This is a genomic window from Klebsiella sp. 28 (assembly GCF_018223905.1).
Lineage (GTDB): Bacteria > Pseudomonadota > Gammaproteobacteria > Enterobacterales > Enterobacteriaceae > Klebsiella > Klebsiella pneumoniae.
Genome location: NZ_JAGRQY010000019.1, coordinates 19526 through 39209, shown reverse-complemented (window position 1 = coordinate 39209; position 19684 = coordinate 19526). Strand labels below are relative to the sequence as shown.

Sequence of the window (19684 nt, the reverse complement as noted above, 5' to 3'; positions counted from 1 at the left end):
CGCCTGCAGGGTTATGTGCAGGCGCTGCGCCGCAGCGGTATCACCGTCGATCCGCACTATATTGCTCGCGGCAACTTTACCTTCGAAGCCGGCGCCAATGCGCTGGAGCAGCTGCTGGCGCAGCCGGTGCCGCCCACGGCGGTCTTTTGCCATAGCGATGTGATGGCGCTGGGCGCCTTATCGCTGGCAAAACGTCGCGGTCTGAAAGTGCCGGACGACCTGTCAATTGTCGGCTTCGATAACATCGCGTTGTCTGAATTTTGCGACCCGCCNNGACCCGCCGTTGACCACGGTTTCACAGCCACGGTTTGATATCGGCCGTGAAGGAATGCTGCTATTACTGGAGCAAATGCAGGGGCATAACGTGAACAGCGGCTCGCGTCTGCTCGATTGCGAACTGATTGTTCGCGGCAGTACGCAAAAAATCAGACGATAACCATCAGGCTTTCGGGCCTGCTCTTCTGGTCAAAGGCCCGCCGCTTAAGTAACATGGCGGGCTGACGAACGAATATAAGACAGCGAAACGATAGTGGCACAACGAGATTATGTACGCCGCAGCCAACCGGCTTCTTCGCGGCGCAAAAAGAGCACGACCCGAAGCTCAAGGAATAAGCAAAGCAGCCTTCCGGCGATTTCACCGGCGATGGTGGCGATCGCGGCGGCTGTGCTGGTGGCCTTTATCGGTGGCCTCTATTTCATTACGCATCATAAGAAAGAAGAAGCGGAAGCGATGCAAAATCGCCAGGCCGCCGGCAACGGCTTGCCGCCCAAACCGGAAGAGCGCTGGCGCTATATTAAAGAGCTGGAAAGCCGCCAGCCTGGCGTCCGCGCGCCGACCGAACCGACCGCCGGTGGCGAAGTCATGAAACCGGAACAGCTGACCGACGAGCAGCGCCAGCTGCTCGCCCAGATGCAGGCCGATATGCGCCAGCAGCCGACCCAGCTGACCGAAGTGCCGTGGAACGAACAAACGCCGGCGCAGCGCCAGCAGACGCTTCAGCGTCAGCGTTTAGCGCAGCAGCAACAGCAGCAGGCGCAGCAGCAACAATGGGCGCAGACTCAGGCGCAGACCGTCCAACAGCAGCCGCCGCGCGTTCAGCAGCCGAAGCCGGTTCAGCAGCAACAGCCGAAGCAGACCGCGTCAAACCAGCAGCCGTACCAGGATCTGCTGCAGACGCCAGCGCATACCAATACCACGCAGCCGCGTACCCAGGCCGCGGCGCCGGTAACTCGGGTGGAAGAAGCGCCGAAAACCACCGCCGAGAAGAAAGACGATCGTAGCTGGATGATCCAGTGCGGCTCCTTTAAAGGCGCCGAGCAGGCCGAAACCGTCCGCGCTCAGCTGGCTTTCGAAGGGTTTGCTTCGCACATTACCACTAACAACGGCTGGAACCGCGTGGTTATTGGCCCGTTGAAAGGCAAAGAAAGCGCCAACGAGATGATCACCCGCCTGAAGATGGCTGGACACGCGAACTGCATTCGTCTCGCCGCCAGGGGTTGAAACCCTCAAAATCCCCCCCATCTATAATTGCATTCGGCCCCGCGGACAGCGCGGGGCCCCTGTTCCGCTTTTGCAACCAAGGGGTCTGCTCGTGACTACAATTGTAAGTGTTCGCCGTAACGGCCATGTTGTTATTGCCGGTGATGGCCAGGCCACGCTGGGCAACACCGTGATGAAGGGCAATGTGAAGAAAGTGCGTCGTCTGTACAACGACAAAGTGATTGCCGGTTTCGCTGGCGGCACCGCCGACGCCTTCACGCTGTTCGAACTGTTTGAACGTAAACTGGAAATGCACCAGGGCCATCTGGTGAAGGCCGCCGTTGAGCTGGCCAAAGACTGGCGAACTGACCGGATGTTGCGCAAACTGGAAGCGCTGCTGGCCGTCGCGGACGAAAACGCGTCGCTTATCATCACCGGTAACGGTGACGTGGTACAGCCGGAAAACGATTTGATTGCTATCGGCTCCGGCGGTCCTTACGCCCAGGCCGCGGCCCGCGCGCTGTTGGAAAATACCGATATGGGCGCGCGCGACATCGCCGAGAAAGCGTTGGATATTGCAGGTGATATCTGCATCTACACCAACCATTTCCACACCATCGAAGAATTACCTTCTAAAGCGTAAGGATCTCCCATGTCTGAAATGACCCCACGCGAAATTGTCAGCGAACTGGACAAACACATTATCGGTCAGGACGCCGCCAAGCGTTCTGTTGCTATCGCCCTGCGTAACCGCTGGCGTCGGATGCAGCTTAACGAAGAGCTGCGTCATGAAGTCACGCCGAAAAACATTCTGATGATCGGCCCAACCGGCGTCGGTAAAACCGAAATCGCCCGTCGTCTGGCAAAACTGGCCAACGCGCCGTTTATCAAAGTTGAAGCGACGAAGTTCACCGAAGTGGGCTATGTCGGTAAAGAAGTGGACTCCATCATCCGCGATTTGACCGATGCGGCGATCAAAATGGTTCGCATGCAGTCCATCGATAAGAACCGTTACCGCGCGGAAGAGCTGGCGGAAGAGCGCGTGCTTGACGTGCTGATCCCACCGGCGAAGAACAACTGGGGCCAGACTGAGCCGTCGCAGGAACCGTCTGCAGCGCGCCAGGCGTTCCGTAAAAAACTGCGTGAAGGCCAGCTGGACGATAAAGAGATTGAAATCGATCTCGCTGCGGCGCCGATGGGCGTTGAAATCATGTCCCCTCCGGGCATGGAAGAGATGACCAGCCAGCTGCAGTCTATGTTCCAGAACCTCGGCGGCCAGAAGCAGAAACCGCGTAAGCTGAAAATCAAAGACGCGATGAAGCTGCTGATTGAAGAAGAAGCGGCCAAACTGGTCAATCCGGAAGAGCTGAAGCAGGAAGCCATCGACGCTGTAGAGCAGCACGGTATCGTCTTTATCGACGAAATTGACAAAATCTGTAAGCGCGGCGGCAACACCTCCGGCCCGGACGTCTCCCGCGAAGGCGTACAGCGCGACCTGCTGCCGCTGGTGGAAGGCTGCACCGTCTCCACCAAACATGGGATGGTCAAGACCGACCACATCCTGTTTATCGCCTCCGGCGCATTCCAGGTGGCCAGCCCATCCGATCTGATCCCGGAACTGCAGGGGCGTCTGCCGATCCGCGTTGAGCTGAAGGCGCTGACCACCCACGACTTCGAGCGCATCCTGACCGAGCCGAATGCCTCCATCACCGTGCAGTACAAGGCGCTGATGGCGACCGAAGGGGTGAACATCGAATTCACCGAAGACGGCATCAAGCGCATCGCCCAGGCCGCATGGCAGGTAAACGAAACCACCGAGAACATCGGTGCGCGTCGCCTGCACACCGTGCTGGAGCGCCTGGTGGAAGACATCTCCTATGATGCCAGCGAGATGAACGGCCAGACCGTCACTATCGATGCCGAATATGTGAGTAAACACCTGGATGTTCTGGTGGCAGATGAAGATCTGAGCCGTTTTATCCTATAATCCGGTGCAATGCATTTTCATCACTGTTGATGGGGGCTATCGCCCCCATTTTTATTGGCTAAAATAACTATGACTGATATCAGCCGTTCACAGGCGTGGCTGGAAAGCCTGCGTCCTAAAACGTTACCGCTGGCATTTGCCGCGATTATTGTTGGCACCGTCCTTGCCTGGGAGCAGGGCCATTTTGATCCCTGGGTTGCCCTGCTGGCGCTGATCACCGCCGGTTTGCTGCAAATTCTTTCCAACCTCGCCAATGACTACGGCGACGCGGTTAAGGGGAGCGATAAACCGGATCGCATCGGGCCGCTGCGCGGGATGCAGAAAGGGGTGATTACCCCCCAGCAGATGAAGCGCGCTCTGATCGTCACCGTCGTACTCATCTGCCTGTTTGGTCTGGCGCTGCTGTGCGCCGCCTGGCAGAGCGTCGGCGATTTCATCGGCTTCCTCGCCCTGGGAGGCCTGTCTATCGTGGCTGCCATCACCTACACGGTGGGCACCCGTCCGTATGGATATATTGGTCTGGGTGATATCTCAGTACTCGTTTTCTTCGGCTGGCTGAGCGTCCTCGGCAGCTGGTATCTGCAAGCCCATAATGTGGAAGCGGCCATTTTTCTGCCGGCGACAGCCTGCGGTCTGCTGGCGACCGCCGTGCTGAACATCAATAATCTGCGCGATATCGACAGCGACCGGCAGAACGGGAAGAACACCCTCGCCGTGCGCCTGGGCCCGGTCAATGCCCGCCGCTATCATGCCTGCCTGCTGCTCGGCGCCCTGCTGTGTCTGGCGCTGTTTAACCTGCTGGCGCTGCATTCAGCCTGGGGCTGGCTGTTTATTCTCGCCACGCCGCTGCTGGTGAAACAGGCGCGCTACGTCCTGCGCGAATCCGATCCGCTGGCGATGCGGCCAATGCTCGAAAAGACGGTCAAAGGGGCTTTACTAACCAACCTGCTGTTTGTTATCGGAATTATTGCCAGTAAGCTGATGGCTTAACTGACAAATATCAATTAACAATTGATGATTTTGCCAACAATGCGATTCGCGGGATATACTAAAAACTCTCGCAGCAACTGAACGTTAAGCCTATGAAATACGATACTTCCGAGCTTTGTGACATCTACCAGGAAGATGTCAACGTCGTGGAACCGCTGTTCTCTAACTTTGGAGGACGGTCGTCGTTTGGTGGACAGATCATTACGGTTAAATGTTTCGAGGATAACGGGTTGCTCTACGATCTGCTCGAGCAGAATGGCCGTGGTCATATTCTCCTGATCGACGGCGGCGGCTCAGTACGACGCGCGTTAATTGACGCTGACCTGGCGCGTCTGGCCGTCCAGAATGAATGGGAAGGGTTGGTGGTCTATGGCGCGGTGCGCCAGGTTGACGACCTTGAGGAACTGGACATTGGTATTCAGGCGCTGGCGGCGATTCCGGTCGGTGCGGCTGGCGAAGGCATCGGCGAAAGCGACGTGCGCGTCAATTTCGGCGGGGTGACTTTCTTCTCCGGCGACCATCTGTATGCCGATAACACCGGGATGATCCTGTCGGAAGACCCGCTGGATATCGAATAAACCTTCCGCCATAAAAAAGGCCTTCTCCATGAGAAGGCCTTTTGTTTATCCGGCGCGTAACTTAGTACAGTTTCTTCGCGCAATCCAGCCAGTCGTTCTTGAACGGACGCTTCATGTTCTCGATGGCATCGATGATGTCGTGGTGCACCAGCTTCTCGTTCTGGATGCCGACGCAACGACCGCCATGGCCCTGCAGCAGCAGCTCAATCGCATAGGCGCCCATGCGGGAAGCCAGGATGCGGTCGTAAGGAACCGGGGAACCGCCGCGCTGAATGTGGCCGAGGACGGTGGCGCGAGTTTCACGGCCAGTCTCTTTCTCGATGTAGCTTGCCAGCTCGTCAACGTCGCACATGTGCTCGGTGATGGCCACGATAGCGTGTTTTTTCCCTTTCGCGATACCGGCTTTGATTTCTGCCACCAGATCGTCACGGGTATATTCCACTTCAGGCACCATGATGAACTCACAGCCGCCGGCAATCGCCGCCGCCAGGGTCAGGTCGCCACAGTAACGGCCCATCACTTCCACCACGGAGATACGCTGGTGCGAAGAGGAGGTGTCGCGCAAACGGTCAATCGCTTCCACCACGGTGCTCAGGGCAGTAAAGAAGCCGATGGTGTAGTCAGTGCCTTTGATATCGTTGTCGATGGTGCCCGGCAGGCCGATGCATGGGAAGCCCATCTCGGTCAGGCGCATCGCCCCCATATAGGAACCGTCACCGCCGATAACCACCAGCGCGTCCAGGCCGCGCTTCTTCATGTTTTCGATAGCCACAGCGCGGATGTGTTCTTCGCGGAATTCCGGGAAGCGAGCGGAGCCCAGGAAGGTGCCGCCGCGGTTGATCATGTCGGAAACGCTGTAACGGTCGAGCTGAACCATACGGTCTTCATACAATCCGAGGTAACCGTCATAGATTCCAAAAACTTCCAGACCTTCCGTTAATGCCGCGCGCACAACGCCACGAATTGCTGCGTTCATGCCCGGCGCATCACCGCCACTTGTCAACACACCGATTTTCTTAATCATGACTACCTCTGAACTTAGGAAGCAAAAAATAATTCTGTTGCCTGAAGCGCTCCCTCACCAGGAGTGCACGACGCTAATGACAATAGTATATCAAACGCCTCAAGCTGAATTGATTCAGGTCAGACCAAACGGCGGTAATTTATACAAAAAATGCCGATCTGCCCCACATTTTTACATCGAGTTTACAGACTATAACCTAACGCTCAAAAAAGCCCTGCTGCGCCGCTGGCACCACAGAGCTGGGATCCTGATGGATAATGACATCGGACCCCGGGAAACGGCGCAGAATCGCCTGCTCCACCTGGTCTGCAATCACGTGGGCTTGCACCAGCGGGAGGTTATCTTCCATTTCCAAATGAATCTGAATAAAGCGGGTCGGCCCTGACTGCCGCGTTCGTAGATCGTGCGCCCCGCGGATGCCGGGCCATGCGGTCACGATGGTGATAATGTCCTGACGCTCCTCGTCAGGCAAGGCGCGGTCGAGTAGTGACTGAACCGCCTCATAGCCCATCCGCAGCGCGCTATATAAAATATAGATGCCAATCCCCAGGGCAAACAACGCGTCGGCGCGATGCCAGCCGTACCAGGAGAGGCCCAGCGCCACCAGAATGGCGCCGTTCATCATAACATCAGACTGATAATGAAGCATATCCGCCCGCACCGCCTGGCTCTGGGTTTTTCGCACCACCCAGCGCTGGAAAGTCACCAGCGCCAGCGTACTAACGAGGGCGATCAATGTGACGACGACTCCGACGCCGGCGGCCTGCAGCGGCTCCGGACGCACCAGGTGCTGAATGCCGGTGAGAAACAGGAACAGCGCCGAGCCGGAGATAAACATGCTTTGCGCCAGCGCCGCCAGCGACTCCGCTTTGCCATGACCAAAGGTATGTTCTTCATCAGCAGGCTGTAGCGAATAGCGAACCACCAGCAGGTTGGTCAGCGAGGCGGCAATGTCCACCAGCGAATCCACCAGCGCAGCCAGAATACTGACAGAACCGGTATACCACCACGCAAAAATTTTGATCAAAAGTAACGCGGAGGCCATAGCCGTCGCGGCGATAGCGGCGCGACTGACCAACCGGCCATAAGATTGATTCATATAGGCTCCTTCTCCTGCAATGCGCTTAGTATAACCCGAACTTGTGACGCTCACGGGATAGGCGAAGGAGTTGATTTACCGTAAAAAGGGCAAAAAAAACCCCCACATCATGTGGGGGAAGACAGGGATGGTGTCTATGGCAAGGAAAACAGGGTTTGTTACTGGGGTTGCAGGGTGTTGCTACTACTCGAAAGCATCATCGCTGAGCCTTTCTGCATCCTTGCAACCTCACGCAACTGATCCATACGCTGCTGGTGCTTAGCATTTAAAACCGCTTGCTGCTCTGGCGTAAGCAGGTGGTACATCTGGTTGCGAACCTTAGCCATCTCGACCTGGCGGGCAACCTGTTCCTGCGCCATCTTTTCTGCCTGAGCGCGCACAGCGTTTTCATCAAAATTTTCTGCGGTGACAAGGCGATGCATTGTCTCCATTTCGCTAACATTAACGGGGAGCCTGTCGTGGCGTGCCCGTTGCATAAGATCCCGTAACTGCTGACGTTGCTGCTCGGTTAAACTTATGCCGTCAAACATATGGCTTTGGCTACCGCGCTGTCCCCCGTCGTCTCCGGGGAGCCAGTTAACGCTGGTAACGACTTCAGCGGCCTGGCTATATGCACTTAGCGCCAGCGTTGAGGCCATGACGGCAGCGATAACATTGCGCATCACATACTCCCAAAACGTTTGTGTCGCGATTCAACGAGAGACAGTCTACGATTCAGGCTGCAAACATGCGTCAGGGGGTGTAAAACAACGTAAAGTCATGGATTAGCGGGCCTTGATGACGTAATTTCTGCCTCGGAGGTATTTAAACAATGAATAAAATCCTGTTAGTTGATGATGACCGGGAGCTCACCTCCCTGTTAAAAGAGCTGCTCGATATGGAAGGTTTTAACGTGCTGGTGGCCCATGATGGGGAACAGGCGCTGGCCCTTCTGGACGACAGCGTTGATTTATTGCTGCTCGACGTGATGATGCCGAAGAAAAACGGTATTGATACGCTGAAAGAGCTGCGTCAGACACACCAGACTCCGGTTATCATGCTAACAGCGCGCGGAAGCGAGCTGGATCGCGTTCTCGGCCTCGAGCTGGGCGCGGATGACTATTTGCCTAAGCCATTCAACGATCGCGAGCTGGTGGCCCGTATACGCGCGATTCTGCGCCGTTCCCACTGGAGCGAGCAGCAGCAGACGACCGAAGCCGGCTCACCAACCCTGGAAGTGGATGCCTTAAGCCTCAATCCGGGCCGTCAGGAAGCCAATTTCGATGGCCAGACGCTGGAGCTCACCGGCACCGAGTTCACCCTGCTCTATCTGTTAGCGCAGCATCTCGGTCAGGTAGTCTCCCGTGAGCATTTAAGCCAGGAAGTGTTAGGCAAGCGCCTGACGCCGTTCGACCGCGCCATCGATATGCATATTTCCAACCTGCGGCGTAAGCTGCCGGAGCGCAAAGATGGCCATCCGTGGTTTAAAACGCTGCGTGGCCGCGGGTATCTGATGGTTTCCGCTTCATGATTGGAAGTTTGACTGCACGCATCTTCGCCATCTTCTGGCTCACGCTGGCGCTGGTGTTGATGCTGGTGCTGATGTTGCCCAAACTGGATTCCCGGCAGATGACCGAGCTGCTGGAAAGCGAGCAGCGTCAGGGCATCATGATCGAGCAGCACGTCGAGGCCGAGCTGGCCAACGATCCGCCAAACGACCTGATGTGGTGGCGTCGTTTGTTTCGCGCCATCGATAAATGGGCGCCTCCGGGACAACGCCTGCTGCTGGTGACCAGCGAAGGCCGCGTGATCGGCGCAGAACGCAACGAAATGCAGATCATTCGTAACTTTATCGGCCAGGCCGATAACGCCGATCATCCGCAGAAAAAACGCTATGGCCGCCTGGAAATGGTGGGCCCGTTTTCCGTCCGGGACGGGGAGGATAACTATCAGCTCTATCTGATTCGTCCCGCCAGCACCTCACAATCCGACTTTATTAACCTGCTGTTTGACCGGCCGCTGCTGCTGCTGATCGTCACGATGCTGGTCAGCGCCCCGCTGCTGCTGTGGCTGGCGTGGAGCCTGGCGAAACCGGCGCGTAAGCTGAAAAATGCCGCCGATGAAGTCGCCCAGGGCAACCTGCGCCAGCATCCGGAGCTGGAAGCCGGGCCGCAGGAGTTTTTAGCCGCTGGCGCCAGTTTTAACCAGATGGTGACGGCCCTGGAGCGGATGATGACCAGCCAGCAGCGGCTGCTGTCCGATATCTCGCACGAGCTGCGCACGCCGCTTACGCGCCTGCAATTGGGTACCGCCCTGCTGCGTCGCCGCAGCGGAGAGAGCAAGGAGCTGGAGCGTATCGAAACCGAAGCGCACCGGCTGGACAGCATGATCAACGACCTGCTGGTGATGTCGCGCAATCAGGCGAAAAACGCCCTGGTCAGCGAGACGGTGAAAGCCAATCAGCTATGGAACGAAGTGTTGGACAATGCGGCCTTTGAAGCTGAGCAGATGGGGAAATCTTTCACCGTTGAGTATCCGCCGGGCCCATGGCCGCTGTACGGTAACCCCAATGCGCTGGAAAGCGCGCTGGAGAATATCGTGCGCAACGCCCTGCGCTACTCGCATACGAAAATTTCCGTCAGCTTCTCGGTGGATAAAGACGGGATTACGGTTAACGTCGATGACGACGGCCCGGGAGTCAGCCCGGAGGATCGCGAACAGATTTTCCGGCCATTCTACCGGACCGACGAGGCGCGCGACCGCGAGTCCGGCGGCACCGGCCTGGGGCTGGCGATTGTCGAAACCGCTATTCAGCAGCACCGCGGCTGGGTGAAGGCCGACGACAGCCCGCTGGGTGGTCTGCGTTTAACAATCTGGCTGCCGCTGTATAAACGAACCTGACGCCGACCCGGCCTGCGCTGTGCGGCGCTGCGCCGGGAGCATCCCGGGAATACTTAATATGGGGGATTATTTCCCCCATAATCTCCGCGAACTATCCTCTATCTTGCCGCTTAAACGCCGTTTCTGCATCGTTCGGCTCCAGCTAACAGACAGGCCCGCTGCCGACAATAAGCGGTGGTACTGATCATCATCAAACGGCATCTGCCAGGCAATCGCCCCGGCCTCATGAACGCTGACATCACTCAGCCGGGAAACCAGCTCGAGCGGCGCATCGCTGGAAACTTGCCCTCCGGCAATCACCCGGTACAGCCAGCCGGTTTTTCCGCTGTTTTGCATCAGCTGCGCCATATCATTGATCGCAAAATGAAAGTTGAGCTTGAAGCACGGCGATCGCGGCTGGGTGACCTGGATCAGCGCCTCGCCCCAGCGAAAAATATCGCCGATATAAACGTTTTGCTCGGTAAGCCCGGTGGTGGAGAGGTTTTCGCCGAACGCCGGCGCGCAGAACCGCTCGGCCTGCTGGGGGAAGTCACGGATCCAGTCGGCATAGTGTTCACGCGGATAATGACACAGCGCGCGGTCCGGCCCGCCGTGGATTTTCTTCTCCGCCTGCTGGTCCCCATCGAGACCGAGATCGCCGAGCTGCAATTCTCCGTCGACCTGGATTTTGTCGATCGCGCTGGGGCGACTGCCCGCGTAGTCCCTGATTTTGCCGACAAAGACATTCACCGGATAATGCATGGCTGCTCTCCTTGCTACAGATATAAAAAAAGCGAGTCATCAGACTCGCTTCTCTTTTAGCGCAATGCAACCTTATTTTTTGGCGGCAAAACGCGCTGCAGCTTCGTCCCAGTTCACTACGTCCCAGAAGGCTTTGATGTAGTCCGGGCGGCGGTTCTGGAATTTCAGGTAGTAAGCGTGTTCCCAGACGTCCAGGCCGATAATCGGGAAGCCGGAAGCGCCGGAAATGGCTTCGCCCATCAGCGGGGAATCCTGGTTGGCGGTGGAGACAACGGCCAGTTTGTCACCTTTCAGGACCAGCCACGCCCAGCCGGAGCCGAAACGGGTAGCAGCGGCTTTTTCGAATTCCGCTTTGAAGTTCTCCACGGAACCGAAATCGCGCTCGATAGCCGCTTTCAGGTCGCCCTGCAGGGTGGTACCGGTTTTCAGGCCTTTCCAGAACAGGCTGTGGTTCGCGTGGCCGCCGGCGTTGTTACGCAGTACGGTTTTTTTGTCAGCCGGCAGCTGATCCAGCTTGGTAATCAGCTCTTCAGCGGACAGGTTAGCGAACTCCGGCAGGCTTTCCAGCGCGGCGTTGGCATTGTTCACGTAGGTCTGGTGGTGTTTAGTGTGATGGATCTCCATCGTCTGCTTGTCGAAGTGCGGTTCCAGAGCATCGTAAGCGTAAGGCAGGGATGGCAGGGTATAGCTCATAATCATCTCCATTATTGTCGAGCGGCTCAAGTGTTAACGCCGCGTAAGCAGTTTGTCCATTATAGTTAATTAAATGGTATTGAAAATGCTTATCAATGCCGTATTTTTCATATGGATATAACCAGAAGAAATACCCGTCGTTTTGTGATGTAGAACAACTAATTAAGCCCATGGTTGCCAGGGTTCGCCATCCTGTGGCAACGTCCTGAAGGCGGCCAAAGCGGCCAATTTTTACACTCATCCCATCGGAAGCCGCCGTCTCCGATAAAAAAAGATGAGGATAAAATCAATGAACCACGCGATTACGATGGGTATTTTTTGGCATTTGATAGGGGCCGCCAGTGCCGCCTGTTTCTATGCCCCGTTCAAGAAAGTAAAACACTGGTCGTGGGAAACCATGTGGTCGGTCGGGGGGATCGTCTCCTGGCTGATTCTGCCCTGGGCCATCAGCGCCACGCTGTTACCCGACTTCTGGGCCTACTACCGCTCTTTTAGCGCCTCCACGCTGCTGCCGGTCTTTCTGTTCGGCGCCATGTGGGGCATTGGTAATATCAACTATGGCCTGACCATGCGCTATCTTGGCATGTCGATGGGGATTGGCATCGCCATTGGCATCACGCTGATTGTCGGCACGCTGATGACGCCGATTATTAACGGTCAGTTTGCAGTGCTGATGCACACCCAGGGCGGTCAAATGACGCTGCTCGGCGTGCTGGTGGCGGTGATTGGCGTCGGCATCGTCACCCGCGCAGGCCAGCTGAAAGAGCGCAAAATGGGCATCAAAGCCGAAGAGTTCAATCTGAAGAAAGGGCTTCTGCTGGCGGTAATGTGCGGTATCTTCTCCGCAGGGATGTCGTTCGCGATGAACGCCGCCAAACCGATGCATGATGCCGCCGCGGCGCTCGGCGTCGACCCGCTGTACGCAGCGCTGCCAAGCTACGTGGTGATTATGGGCGGCGGGGCGCTGGTTAACCTTGGCTTCTGCTTTATTCGTCTGGCGAAAGTGAAGAACCTGTCAGTTAAAGCCGATTTCTCGCTGGCCAAACCGCTTATCATCAGCAACCTTCTGCTCTCCGCCCTCGGCGGTCTGATGTGGTACCTCCAGTTCTTCTTCTATGCCTGGGGCCACGCCAGCATTCCGGCGCAGTATGATTATATGAGCTGGATGCTGCACATGAGTTTCTACGTGCTGTGCGGCGGTGTGGTGGGTCTGGTGCTGAAGGAGTGGAACAATGCCGGCCGCCGTCCGGTGAGCGTCCTGAGCCTCGGCTGCGTGGTGATTATCATCGCCGCCAATATCGTCGGTCTGGGAATGGCCAGTTAATCACCGGATCATCTGCCTGACAACGACGCTCTTCAGGCGGCGGCGCGACTGCGCTGCCGCCATTGCCCCGGCGACATGCCGATTTCCCGGCTAAAAACCACCGAAAAGTAGTTACTGTCCTCAAAGCCGCACTGCATGGCGATATCGCCGATTAAGCGCTCGGTATGCTGCAGCAGATACTGCGCATGGCAGATCCGCAGCTGGCGTAAATAGTGATTGATGGTCATCCCGGTTTGCTGGCGAAACTGCTGGCGAAGCGCCCGCTCGCTGCCGCCCTCCTGCTCGCAGAAACGCTCCAGAACAAAGGGGCGGCTAAGGCTGGCCGCCAGCGCGGCCAGCAGTTTGTCCAGCAGCGCTTCGCGCTGCGTCGCCGCGGGATCATCCGTCGCGTAGCGATGGCGCTGCAGCGTCAGCGCCAGCTGGGCAAAAAGCAGTTCGGCCATCGCATTTCCCTGCGCGTCGCGCCGGGCGCACTCATGCTCAAGCTGGCTAATCACCTGGCGCGCCTGCGCCATACCTGTGCTGCCCATGCGCCAGTGGGGCTTCCACGGCGTGCCGAAGAGGCCAGGGATCGCCCCGGCCCAGTCAAAATTGAGCTGCAGCCGCTCCGGGCAATAGATGATGTTCTGCAGAACCAGATCGTTAACGGAAGCATAGGAGTGTTTATCTTCGGCGCGAATGTAGAACAGATCGCCGCGGGTAATGCGCCAGGGGCGATCGTTAAGGACGTGCAGCCCGTTGCCTCGCCACACCAGCACCAGCTCGCAGAACTCATGGGTATGTTCGGCAAAGACATTTTGCGGGTAGCGGTCTGCCACCGCCACTGCCTGTGTGGCGGAAGGGAAAAACTCCTCTTTACGTAAAATCAGACCGGCCACGGCTCACACTCCAAACGCGGATAACGGCGCATTATTCGCGTTTTTAGTCTGCAATACGTTGACTCTTCTCGCGTTACTGAAGAATGGCGTCGCGCCCCTGGCGGATATCGCGCGGCGACCAGTCGAACTCCCGGCGAAAAAGCGTCGAAAAGTGGTTACTGTCGCCGAAGCCGCAGCGATAAGCGATATCAGTCACGCTTTCATCGCTGTGGCGCAGCAGGTGGCGGGCTTTCATCAGGCGCACCCGATTAAGATAGCGCTGTGGCGTCAGACCGGTTTGCTGCTTCAGCTGGCGGTGCAGCGTACGCAGCGACAGCGAAAACTGCGCCGCCACCTCCTCCCAGCAGATCTCCTGCGCAAAATGGTCTTCGAGCCAGGCCAACAGCTGATTCAGCCGCGCATCGTTGTTGGTGGCCTCTTCCGCAAGGCTGCTTTTACGTAACAGCACCAGCAGCTGCATAAACAGGATCTCACGGCTGGCGACGGCATGAGTATCCGTTTCGCTCCCCACGGCCTCGATCTGCGCCACGATATGCCGCACCTGTTGCAGGACGGTTTGATTCACCCGCCAGTGCGAGGGGTAGTTTCCTTCCTGTTCCTGGGGCAGTAGTTGACTGACCCCGGCGAGAAAGCGAAACGCATCCGGCGCGCGATAGAGCACATTGGTCAGACACAGATTATCCGTGTGCTCGTAAAGATGGCGGTCGTGATCGCGGATAAAACAGACCGAACCGCCGCCAATGGTGTAGGGCTGGCCATTGAAGACGTGAATACCCGATCCCTGCTCCACGATAACTATTTCATGGAAATCATGGTGATGTTCCGGAAAGGCCGACTGAGGGAGGCGGGGTTCAATAGCCACCGTCGAGATCCCGGCCTTAAAGAAATCCGTACTGTGCAATATGGTCATGATGCCACCCTCGTAATGAGAAAAATTATCAGTCACCGGCTGATAGTAATGAAGGGTTGGCTATCCGGCCTTCAATTTTTGACCGCGAAATTCGTAAATCCTGCCGCTTTTTCAAGAATCAGCCGGAAAGATGCGGAACTGCGGAGGCCATCACATCCCCCTCGCCATCCCCTAAAACCGCAAACTGTGATGTCCCTCACGGTCACCTTTGCTTTCTTGCCAGCGGCCAGTTTTGGCTGTCCGTAGCGAGAAGGTGTCAGTAAACGGCCTTTTTTAGACTGCGGACAATGATTTTAAGAAGGATCGTTTCATGAGTATTCGTCATTGTGTCGCTGTCGATTTAGGCGCCTCCAGCGGGCGGGTGATGCTCGCCAGCTATCAGCCCGGGCCGCGCGCCCTGACGCTGCGCGAAATTCATCGCTTCACCAATAGTCTGCAGAAAGTAGACGGCTTCGACTGCTGGGATGTAGATAGCCTGGAAGGCGAGATCCGCCGCGGGCTGGAGAAAGTGTGTGAGCAGGGCATTCTGATAGACAGTATCGGCATCGATACCTGGGGGGTAGATTATGTCCTGCTGGATAAGCAGGGCCAGCGCGTCGGGCTGCCGATTTCCTATCGTGACGACCGCACCCAGGGCCTGCTGCGTCACGCTGAAGCGCAGCTGGGCAGGGCGGAAATCTATCGCCGCAGCGGCATTCAGTTTTTGCCGTTTAACACGCTTTATCAGCTGCGCGCGCTGGTGGAGCAGCAGCCGGAGCTGGTCAGTCAGGCTGCCCATGCCCTGCTGATCCCCGACTATTTCAGCTTCCGCCTGACCGGCAATCTGAACTGGGAATATACCAACGCCACCACCACCCAGCTGGTCAATATTAACAGCGATAGCTGGGATGAGACGCTGCTGAACTGGACCGGCGCGCCGTTGGCGTGGTTCGGAAAGCCGACCCACCCCGGCAATGTGATAGGCCACTGGATCTGCCCGCAGGGTAACCGAATTCCGGTAGTCGCTGTCGCCAGCCACGACACCGCCAGCGCGGTGATCGCCTCCCCGCTGGCCGACCGCCATGCCGCCTATCTCTCCTCCGGCACCTGGTCGCTGATGGGGTTTGAAAGCCTGACGCCGTACACCTGCGACGCGGCGCTGCAGGCCAATATCACCAACGAAGGCGGAGCCGAAGGCCGCTATCGGGTGCTGAAAAATATCATGGGCCTGTGGCTGCTGCAGCGGGTGCTAAAAGAGCAAAACGTCAGCGACCTGCAGGGGCTGATCGCCCGCACCGCCGCGCTACCGGCGTGCCGCTTCATAATTGACTGCAACGATGACCGCTTTATCAACCCGGCCAGTATGAGCGCCGAGATCCAGGCCGCCTGTCGCGACGCCGGGCAGCCGGTTCCTGAAAGCGATGCCGAACTGGCGCGCTGCATTTTCGACAGCCTGGCGCTGCTCTACGCCCGGGTGCTTAACGAGCTGGCGGCGCTGCGCGGCCACCCTTTCAGCCAGCTGCATATCGTCGGCGGCGGCTGTCAGAACACGCTGCTCAACCAGCTGTGCGCTGACGCCTGCGGGATCGTCGTCGTGGCCGGCCCGATAGAGGCCTCCACCCTCGGCAATATCGGCATCCAGTTAATGACCCTCGACGAGCTGGCCAATGTCGATGAGTTTCGTCAGGTAGTGCGCGGCAACGCGGCGCTCACCACTTTTACCCCCAATCCTGATAGTGAAATTGCCCGTTTCGTGGCGCAGTTTCAGCCACAACAGACCAAGGAGCTTTGCGCATGACCACTCAACTTGAACAAGCCTGGGAAATTGCTAAGCAGCGCTACGCCGCCGTCGGCGTGGATGTCGAGGAGGCCCTGCGCCAGCTGGACCGTCTGCCCGTCTCCATGCACTGCTGGCAGGGTGACGACGTCGCCGGTTTCGAAAACCCGGCGGGAAGCCTGACCGGTGGCATCCAGGCGACCGGCAACTACCCGGGCAAAGCGCGCAATGCAGAAGAACTCCGCGCCGACCTTGAGCAGGCGCTGAGCCTGATCCCGGGGCCAAAGCGTCTCAATCTGCACGCTATTTACCTGGAATCCGACGCGCCGGTAGCCCGCAATGAGATTAAGCCGGAGCACTTTAAAAACTGGGTTACGTGGGCGAAAGCCAACAAACTGGGGCTGGATTTCAACCCCTCCTGCTTCTCGCATCCGCTGAGCGCCGACGGCTTTACCCTGTCGCACGCCAACGATGAGATCCGCCAGTTCTGGATCGACCACTGCAAAGCCAGCCGCCGCGTATCCGCTTATTTTGGCGAACAGCTGGGCACGCCGTCGGTGATGAATATCTGGGTGCCGGACGGCATGAAGGATACTACCGTTGACCGCTTCGCCCCGCGCCAGCGGCTGCTGAACGCCCTGGATGAGGTGATCAGCGAGAAGCTCGACCCGGCGCACCATATCGACGCCGTGGAGAGCAAGCTGTTCGGCATCGGCGCCGAAAGCTACACCGTCGGCTCCAACGAGTTCTATATGGGTTACGCCACCAGCCGTCAGACGGCGCTGTGCCTCGATGCCGGCCACTTCCATCCGACGGAAGTGATCTCCGACAAGATCTCCGCCGCCATGCTCTACATCCCGCGCCTGCTGCTGCACGTCAGCCGTCCGGTGCGCTGGGACAGCGACCACGTGGTGCTGCTGGATGATGAAACCCAGGCCATCGCCAGCGAAATCATTCGCCATAACCTGTTTGACCGCGTGCACATCGGCCTCGACTTCTTCGATGCCTCCATCAACCGCATCGCGGCCTGGGTGATTGGCACCCGCAATATGAAAAAAGCGCTGCTGCGCGCCCTGCTGGAACCGACCGCCCAGCTGCGCCAGCTGGAGAACGACGGCGATTACACCGCCCGCCTGGCGCTGCTCGAAGAGCAAAAATCGCTGCCTTGGCAGGCCATCTGGGAGATGTACTGTCAGCGTCACGACACGCCGGCGGGTAGCCAGTGGCTGGACAGCGTACGGGCTTATGAGAATGCGGTTCTGAGCCAGCGCGGGTAATGCACGAGCTTCCCCGGGTCGCGGCTGACGCCTTACCCGGGCTACGAACCGGTAGCCCGGATAAGCCGTTTACGGCGCAATCCGGGGGCACGCACATATTTAGGGTGAGGGGGTCAACCCCGCACCGAATCAACAGGAAAGACAAGACTATGCAGACCATTATCGACGCCTGGTTCGTCCAGGGCATGATCAAAGCCACCTCCGACGCCTGGCTGAAAGGCTGGGACGAACGCAACGGCGGCAACCTGACGCTGCGTCTGGATGAAGCGGATATCGAACCTTACGCGGCGGATTTCCACGCCCAACCGCGCTATATCGCCCTCAGCCAGCCGATGCCAACCCTGGCCAACCAGCCGTTTATCGTCACCGGCTCCGGCAAATTCTTCCGTAACGTCCAGCTCGACCCGGCCGCTAACCTCGGCGTGGTGAAGGTCGACAGCGACGGCGCGGGATACCATATCCTGTGGGGCCTGACGGAGGATGCCGTCCCGACCTCCGAGCTGCCGGCACACTTCCTGTCGCACAGCGAGCGCATCAAACTGACCGGCGGCAAAGACCGGGTGATCATGCACTGCCATGCCACCAACCTGATCGCCCTGACCTATGTTCTGGAGAACCACAGCGATCTTTTCACCCGTAAGCTGTGGGAAGGTAGCACCGAATGTCTGGTGGTCTTCCCGGATGGCGTCGGCATTCTGCCGTGGATGGTGCCGGGCACCGATGAAATCGGCCAGGCGACCGCCGAAACCATGCAAAAACACTCGCTGGTGCTGTGGCCGTTCCACGGCGTCTTCGGCAGCGGCCCCACGCTGGATGAGACCTTCGGCCTGATCGATACCGCCGAGAAGTCCGCCGAGGTGCTGGTGAAAGTCTTGTCGATGGGCGGGATGAAGCAGACCATCACCCGCGACGAGCTTATCGCCCTTGGCAAACGCTTCAACGTGCAGCCGCTGCAGTCCGCTTTAGATCTTTATCCATAACAACATCGCGCCCCGCTCACCGAGACGGGGCGAAATATCACCTGCAAACCCTACAAAACTAACTCATGTGGAGTAAAAGCAATGAAAACAAAGACAAGCTTGATCCTCACCGTTGCCGCCCTGGCGTTGTCCGGTTCCGCCTTAGCCGAAGTTAAAATCGCCCTTGTGGCGAAATCGCTGGGAAATGGCTTCTTCGAAGCCGCCAACGTTGGCGCCCAACAGGCAGCCAAGGAGTTAGGTGATGTCAAAGTGATCTACACCGGCCCGACCACTACCACCGCCGAGGCGCAGATCGACGTGCTGAACGGGTTGATCGCCCAGGGGGTTGATGCGATCGCCATTTCCGCCAACGATCCGGACGCGGTGGTGCCGGTGCTGAAAAAAGCGATGCAGCGCGGCATCAAGGTGGTCTCATGGGACTCCGGCGTGGCGCCGGCAGGCCGTCAGATCCATCTTAACCCCTCAAATAACGCCTTAATTGGCGAAACCAACGTCAAGCTTGCCGCCGATGCGCTGCAGGCGCTGAACGTTGAGAAAGGCGAGGTGGCCGTGTTAAGCGCCACCCCAACCTCCACGAACCAGAACATCTGGATTGAGGAGATGAAAAAGGTGCTACCGCAGTATCCGTCGGTGCAGCTGGTCACCGTCGCCTACGGTGACGATCTGTCGGATAAAAGCTACCGCGAAGCGGTGGGTCTGCTGAAATCATATCCGGACCTGAAAGTCATTGTCTCGCCGTCGTCGGTGGGGATTGTTGCCGCCGCGCAGGCGGTGAAGGACCAGGGCAAAATCGGCAAAGTGTATGTCACCGGGCTGGGGCTGCCGTCGGAAATGGCCGGCGCGATCAAGTCCGGCGCCAGCAAAAGCTTCGCCATCTGGAACCCGATTGACCTGGGCTACGCCGCCACCTATCTGGCCGACGATTTAGTCAAAGGCACGGCGACCAAAACCGAAGCCAGTATGGGCAAGCTGGGCAAAGTGAAGCTGGACGCCGAGGGGAATGGCGCGATGGCCAAGCCGTTTGTCTACGATGCGAGCAACATCGATAAGTTCTCGAAAATTTTCTAATCCTTGTTCCCTCACCCCG

The 19684-nt window shown here is 58.0% G+C and carries 19 protein-coding genes and 1 pseudogene; 13 read left to right on the top strand and 7 right to left on the bottom strand.

Features of this window, described 5'->3' with window-relative positions:
- The 6 genes and pseudogenes from KHQ28_RS03550 to rraA all read left to right on the top strand — a co-directional run.
- A pseudogene (locus KHQ28_RS03550) lies at positions 1-436 on the top strand (substrate-binding domain-containing protein); the annotation flags it as partial.
- A gap of 93 nt (positions 437-529) precedes the next feature.
- Positions 530-1501, top strand: a complete 972-nt coding sequence (gene ftsN / locus KHQ28_RS03545; RefSeq protein ID WP_071890447.1) for a cell division protein FtsN — start codon at positions 530-532, stop codon at positions 1499-1501.
- Between the two features lie 91 nt (positions 1502-1592).
- Positions 1593-2123: an ATP-dependent protease subunit HslV gene (gene hslV, locus KHQ28_RS03540; RefSeq protein ID WP_002882918.1), complete on the top strand. Its 531-nt coding sequence runs from the start codon at positions 1593-1595 to the stop codon at positions 2121-2123.
- Between the two features lie 9 nt (positions 2124-2132).
- Positions 2133-3467, top strand: coding sequence for an HslU--HslV peptidase ATPase subunit (hslU, locus tag KHQ28_RS03535; RefSeq protein WP_002882917.1), 1335 nt, complete (start codon positions 2133-2135; stop codon positions 3465-3467).
- 69 nt (positions 3468-3536) lie between these two features.
- A complete protein-coding gene (menA, locus tag KHQ28_RS03530; RefSeq protein ID WP_002882914.1) occupies positions 3537-4457 on the top strand; it encodes a 1,4-dihydroxy-2-naphthoate polyprenyltransferase in 921 nt (306 codons plus the stop codon).
- Between the two features lie 92 nt (positions 4458-4549).
- On the top strand, positions 4550-5035 hold the full coding sequence (gene rraA, locus KHQ28_RS03525; RefSeq protein ID WP_002882913.1) for a ribonuclease E activity regulator RraA: 486 nt from the start codon (positions 4550-4552) through the stop codon (positions 5033-5035).
- A 61-nt stretch (positions 5036-5096) separates the two neighbouring features.
- On the opposite strand, the gene pfkA is transcribed toward rraA, so the two are convergent.
- The 3 genes from pfkA to cpxP form a co-directional block, all read right to left on the bottom strand.
- A complete protein-coding gene (gene pfkA / locus KHQ28_RS03520; RefSeq protein WP_002882911.1) occupies positions 5097-6059 on the bottom strand; it encodes a 6-phosphofructokinase in 963 nt (320 codons plus the stop codon).
- A 196-nt stretch (positions 6060-6255) separates the two neighbouring features.
- Positions 6256-7158 (bottom strand): CDF family cation-efflux transporter FieF, encoded by a 903-nt coding sequence (gene fieF, locus KHQ28_RS03515; RefSeq protein ID WP_002882907.1) that lies wholly within the window; start codon positions 7156-7158, stop codon positions 6256-6258.
- Between the two features lie 158 nt (positions 7159-7316).
- Positions 7317-7820: a cell-envelope stress modulator CpxP gene (gene cpxP / locus KHQ28_RS03510; protein ID WP_002882903.1), complete on the bottom strand. Its 504-nt coding sequence runs from the start codon at positions 7818-7820 to the stop codon at positions 7317-7319.
- A 149-nt stretch (positions 7821-7969) separates the two neighbouring features.
- On the opposite strand from cpxP, the gene cpxR reads away from it, so the two are divergent.
- Entirely contained in the window at positions 7970-8668 is a 699-nt protein-coding gene (gene cpxR / locus KHQ28_RS03505; RefSeq protein WP_002882901.1) for an envelope stress response regulator transcription factor CpxR, read from the top strand.
- Positions 8665-10038, top strand: a complete 1374-nt coding sequence (cpxA, locus tag KHQ28_RS03500; protein ID WP_002882898.1) for an envelope stress sensor histidine kinase CpxA — start codon at positions 8665-8667, stop codon at positions 10036-10038. The genes cpxR and cpxA overlap by 4 nt, the downstream gene beginning before the upstream one ends.
- Before the next feature lie 66 nt (positions 10039-10104).
- Here the strand turns inward: cpxA and yiiM are convergent, their stop codons facing one another.
- Positions 10105-10779 (bottom strand): 6-hydroxyaminopurine reductase, encoded by a 675-nt coding sequence (yiiM, locus tag KHQ28_RS03495; protein WP_002882896.1) that lies wholly within the window; start codon positions 10777-10779, stop codon positions 10105-10107.
- 72 nt (positions 10780-10851) lie between these two features.
- Positions 10852-11472 (bottom strand): superoxide dismutase [Mn], encoded by a 621-nt coding sequence (gene sodA / locus KHQ28_RS03490; RefSeq protein ID WP_002882894.1) that lies wholly within the window; start codon positions 11470-11472, stop codon positions 10852-10854.
- 289 nt (positions 11473-11761) lie between these two features.
- Between sodA and rhaT the strand changes: the two genes are divergently transcribed.
- A complete protein-coding gene (gene rhaT / locus KHQ28_RS03485; protein WP_002882892.1) occupies positions 11762-12796 on the top strand; it encodes an L-rhamnose/proton symporter RhaT in 1035 nt (344 codons plus the stop codon).
- Positions 12797-12828: 32 nt separating this feature from the next.
- Here the strand turns inward: rhaT and rhaR are convergent, their stop codons facing one another.
- Complete coding sequence (gene rhaR / locus KHQ28_RS03480; protein WP_002882891.1) at positions 12829-13674, bottom strand: HTH-type transcriptional activator RhaR; 846 nt, start codon at positions 13672-13674, stop codon at positions 12829-12831.
- Between the two features lie 73 nt (positions 13675-13747).
- Entirely contained in the window at positions 13748-14584 is an 837-nt protein-coding gene (gene rhaS, locus KHQ28_RS03475; protein WP_004178008.1) for an HTH-type transcriptional activator RhaS, read from the bottom strand.
- Positions 14585-14894: 310 nt separating this feature from the next.
- On the opposite strand from rhaS (KHQ28_RS03475), the gene rhaB reads away from it, so the two are divergent.
- The 4 genes from rhaB (at position 14895) to rhaS (KHQ28_RS03455) (ending at position 19665) form a co-directional block, all read left to right on the top strand.
- Positions 14895-16361 carry a rhamnulokinase gene (gene rhaB / locus KHQ28_RS03470; protein ID WP_004187190.1) on the top strand — a complete coding sequence of 489 codons (1467 nt, stop codon included), beginning with the start codon at positions 14895-14897 and terminating at the stop codon, positions 16359-16361.
- Positions 16358-17617 (top strand): L-rhamnose isomerase, encoded by a 1260-nt coding sequence (gene rhaA, locus KHQ28_RS03465; RefSeq protein WP_032418232.1) that lies wholly within the window; start codon positions 16358-16360, stop codon positions 17615-17617. Before rhaB ends, rhaA begins: the two co-directional genes overlap by 4 nt.
- Positions 17618-17766: 149 nt before the next feature.
- Positions 17767-18597: a rhamnulose-1-phosphate aldolase gene (gene rhaD, locus KHQ28_RS03460; RefSeq protein ID WP_004187188.1), complete on the top strand. Its 831-nt coding sequence runs from the start codon at positions 17767-17769 to the stop codon at positions 18595-18597.
- Between the two features lie 81 nt (positions 18598-18678).
- On the top strand, positions 18679-19665 hold the full coding sequence (gene rhaS / locus KHQ28_RS03455; RefSeq protein ID WP_002882880.1) for a rhamnose ABC transporter substrate-binding protein: 987 nt from the start codon (positions 18679-18681) through the stop codon (positions 19663-19665).
- The last annotated feature ends 19 nt before the right edge of the window (positions 19666-19684 follow it).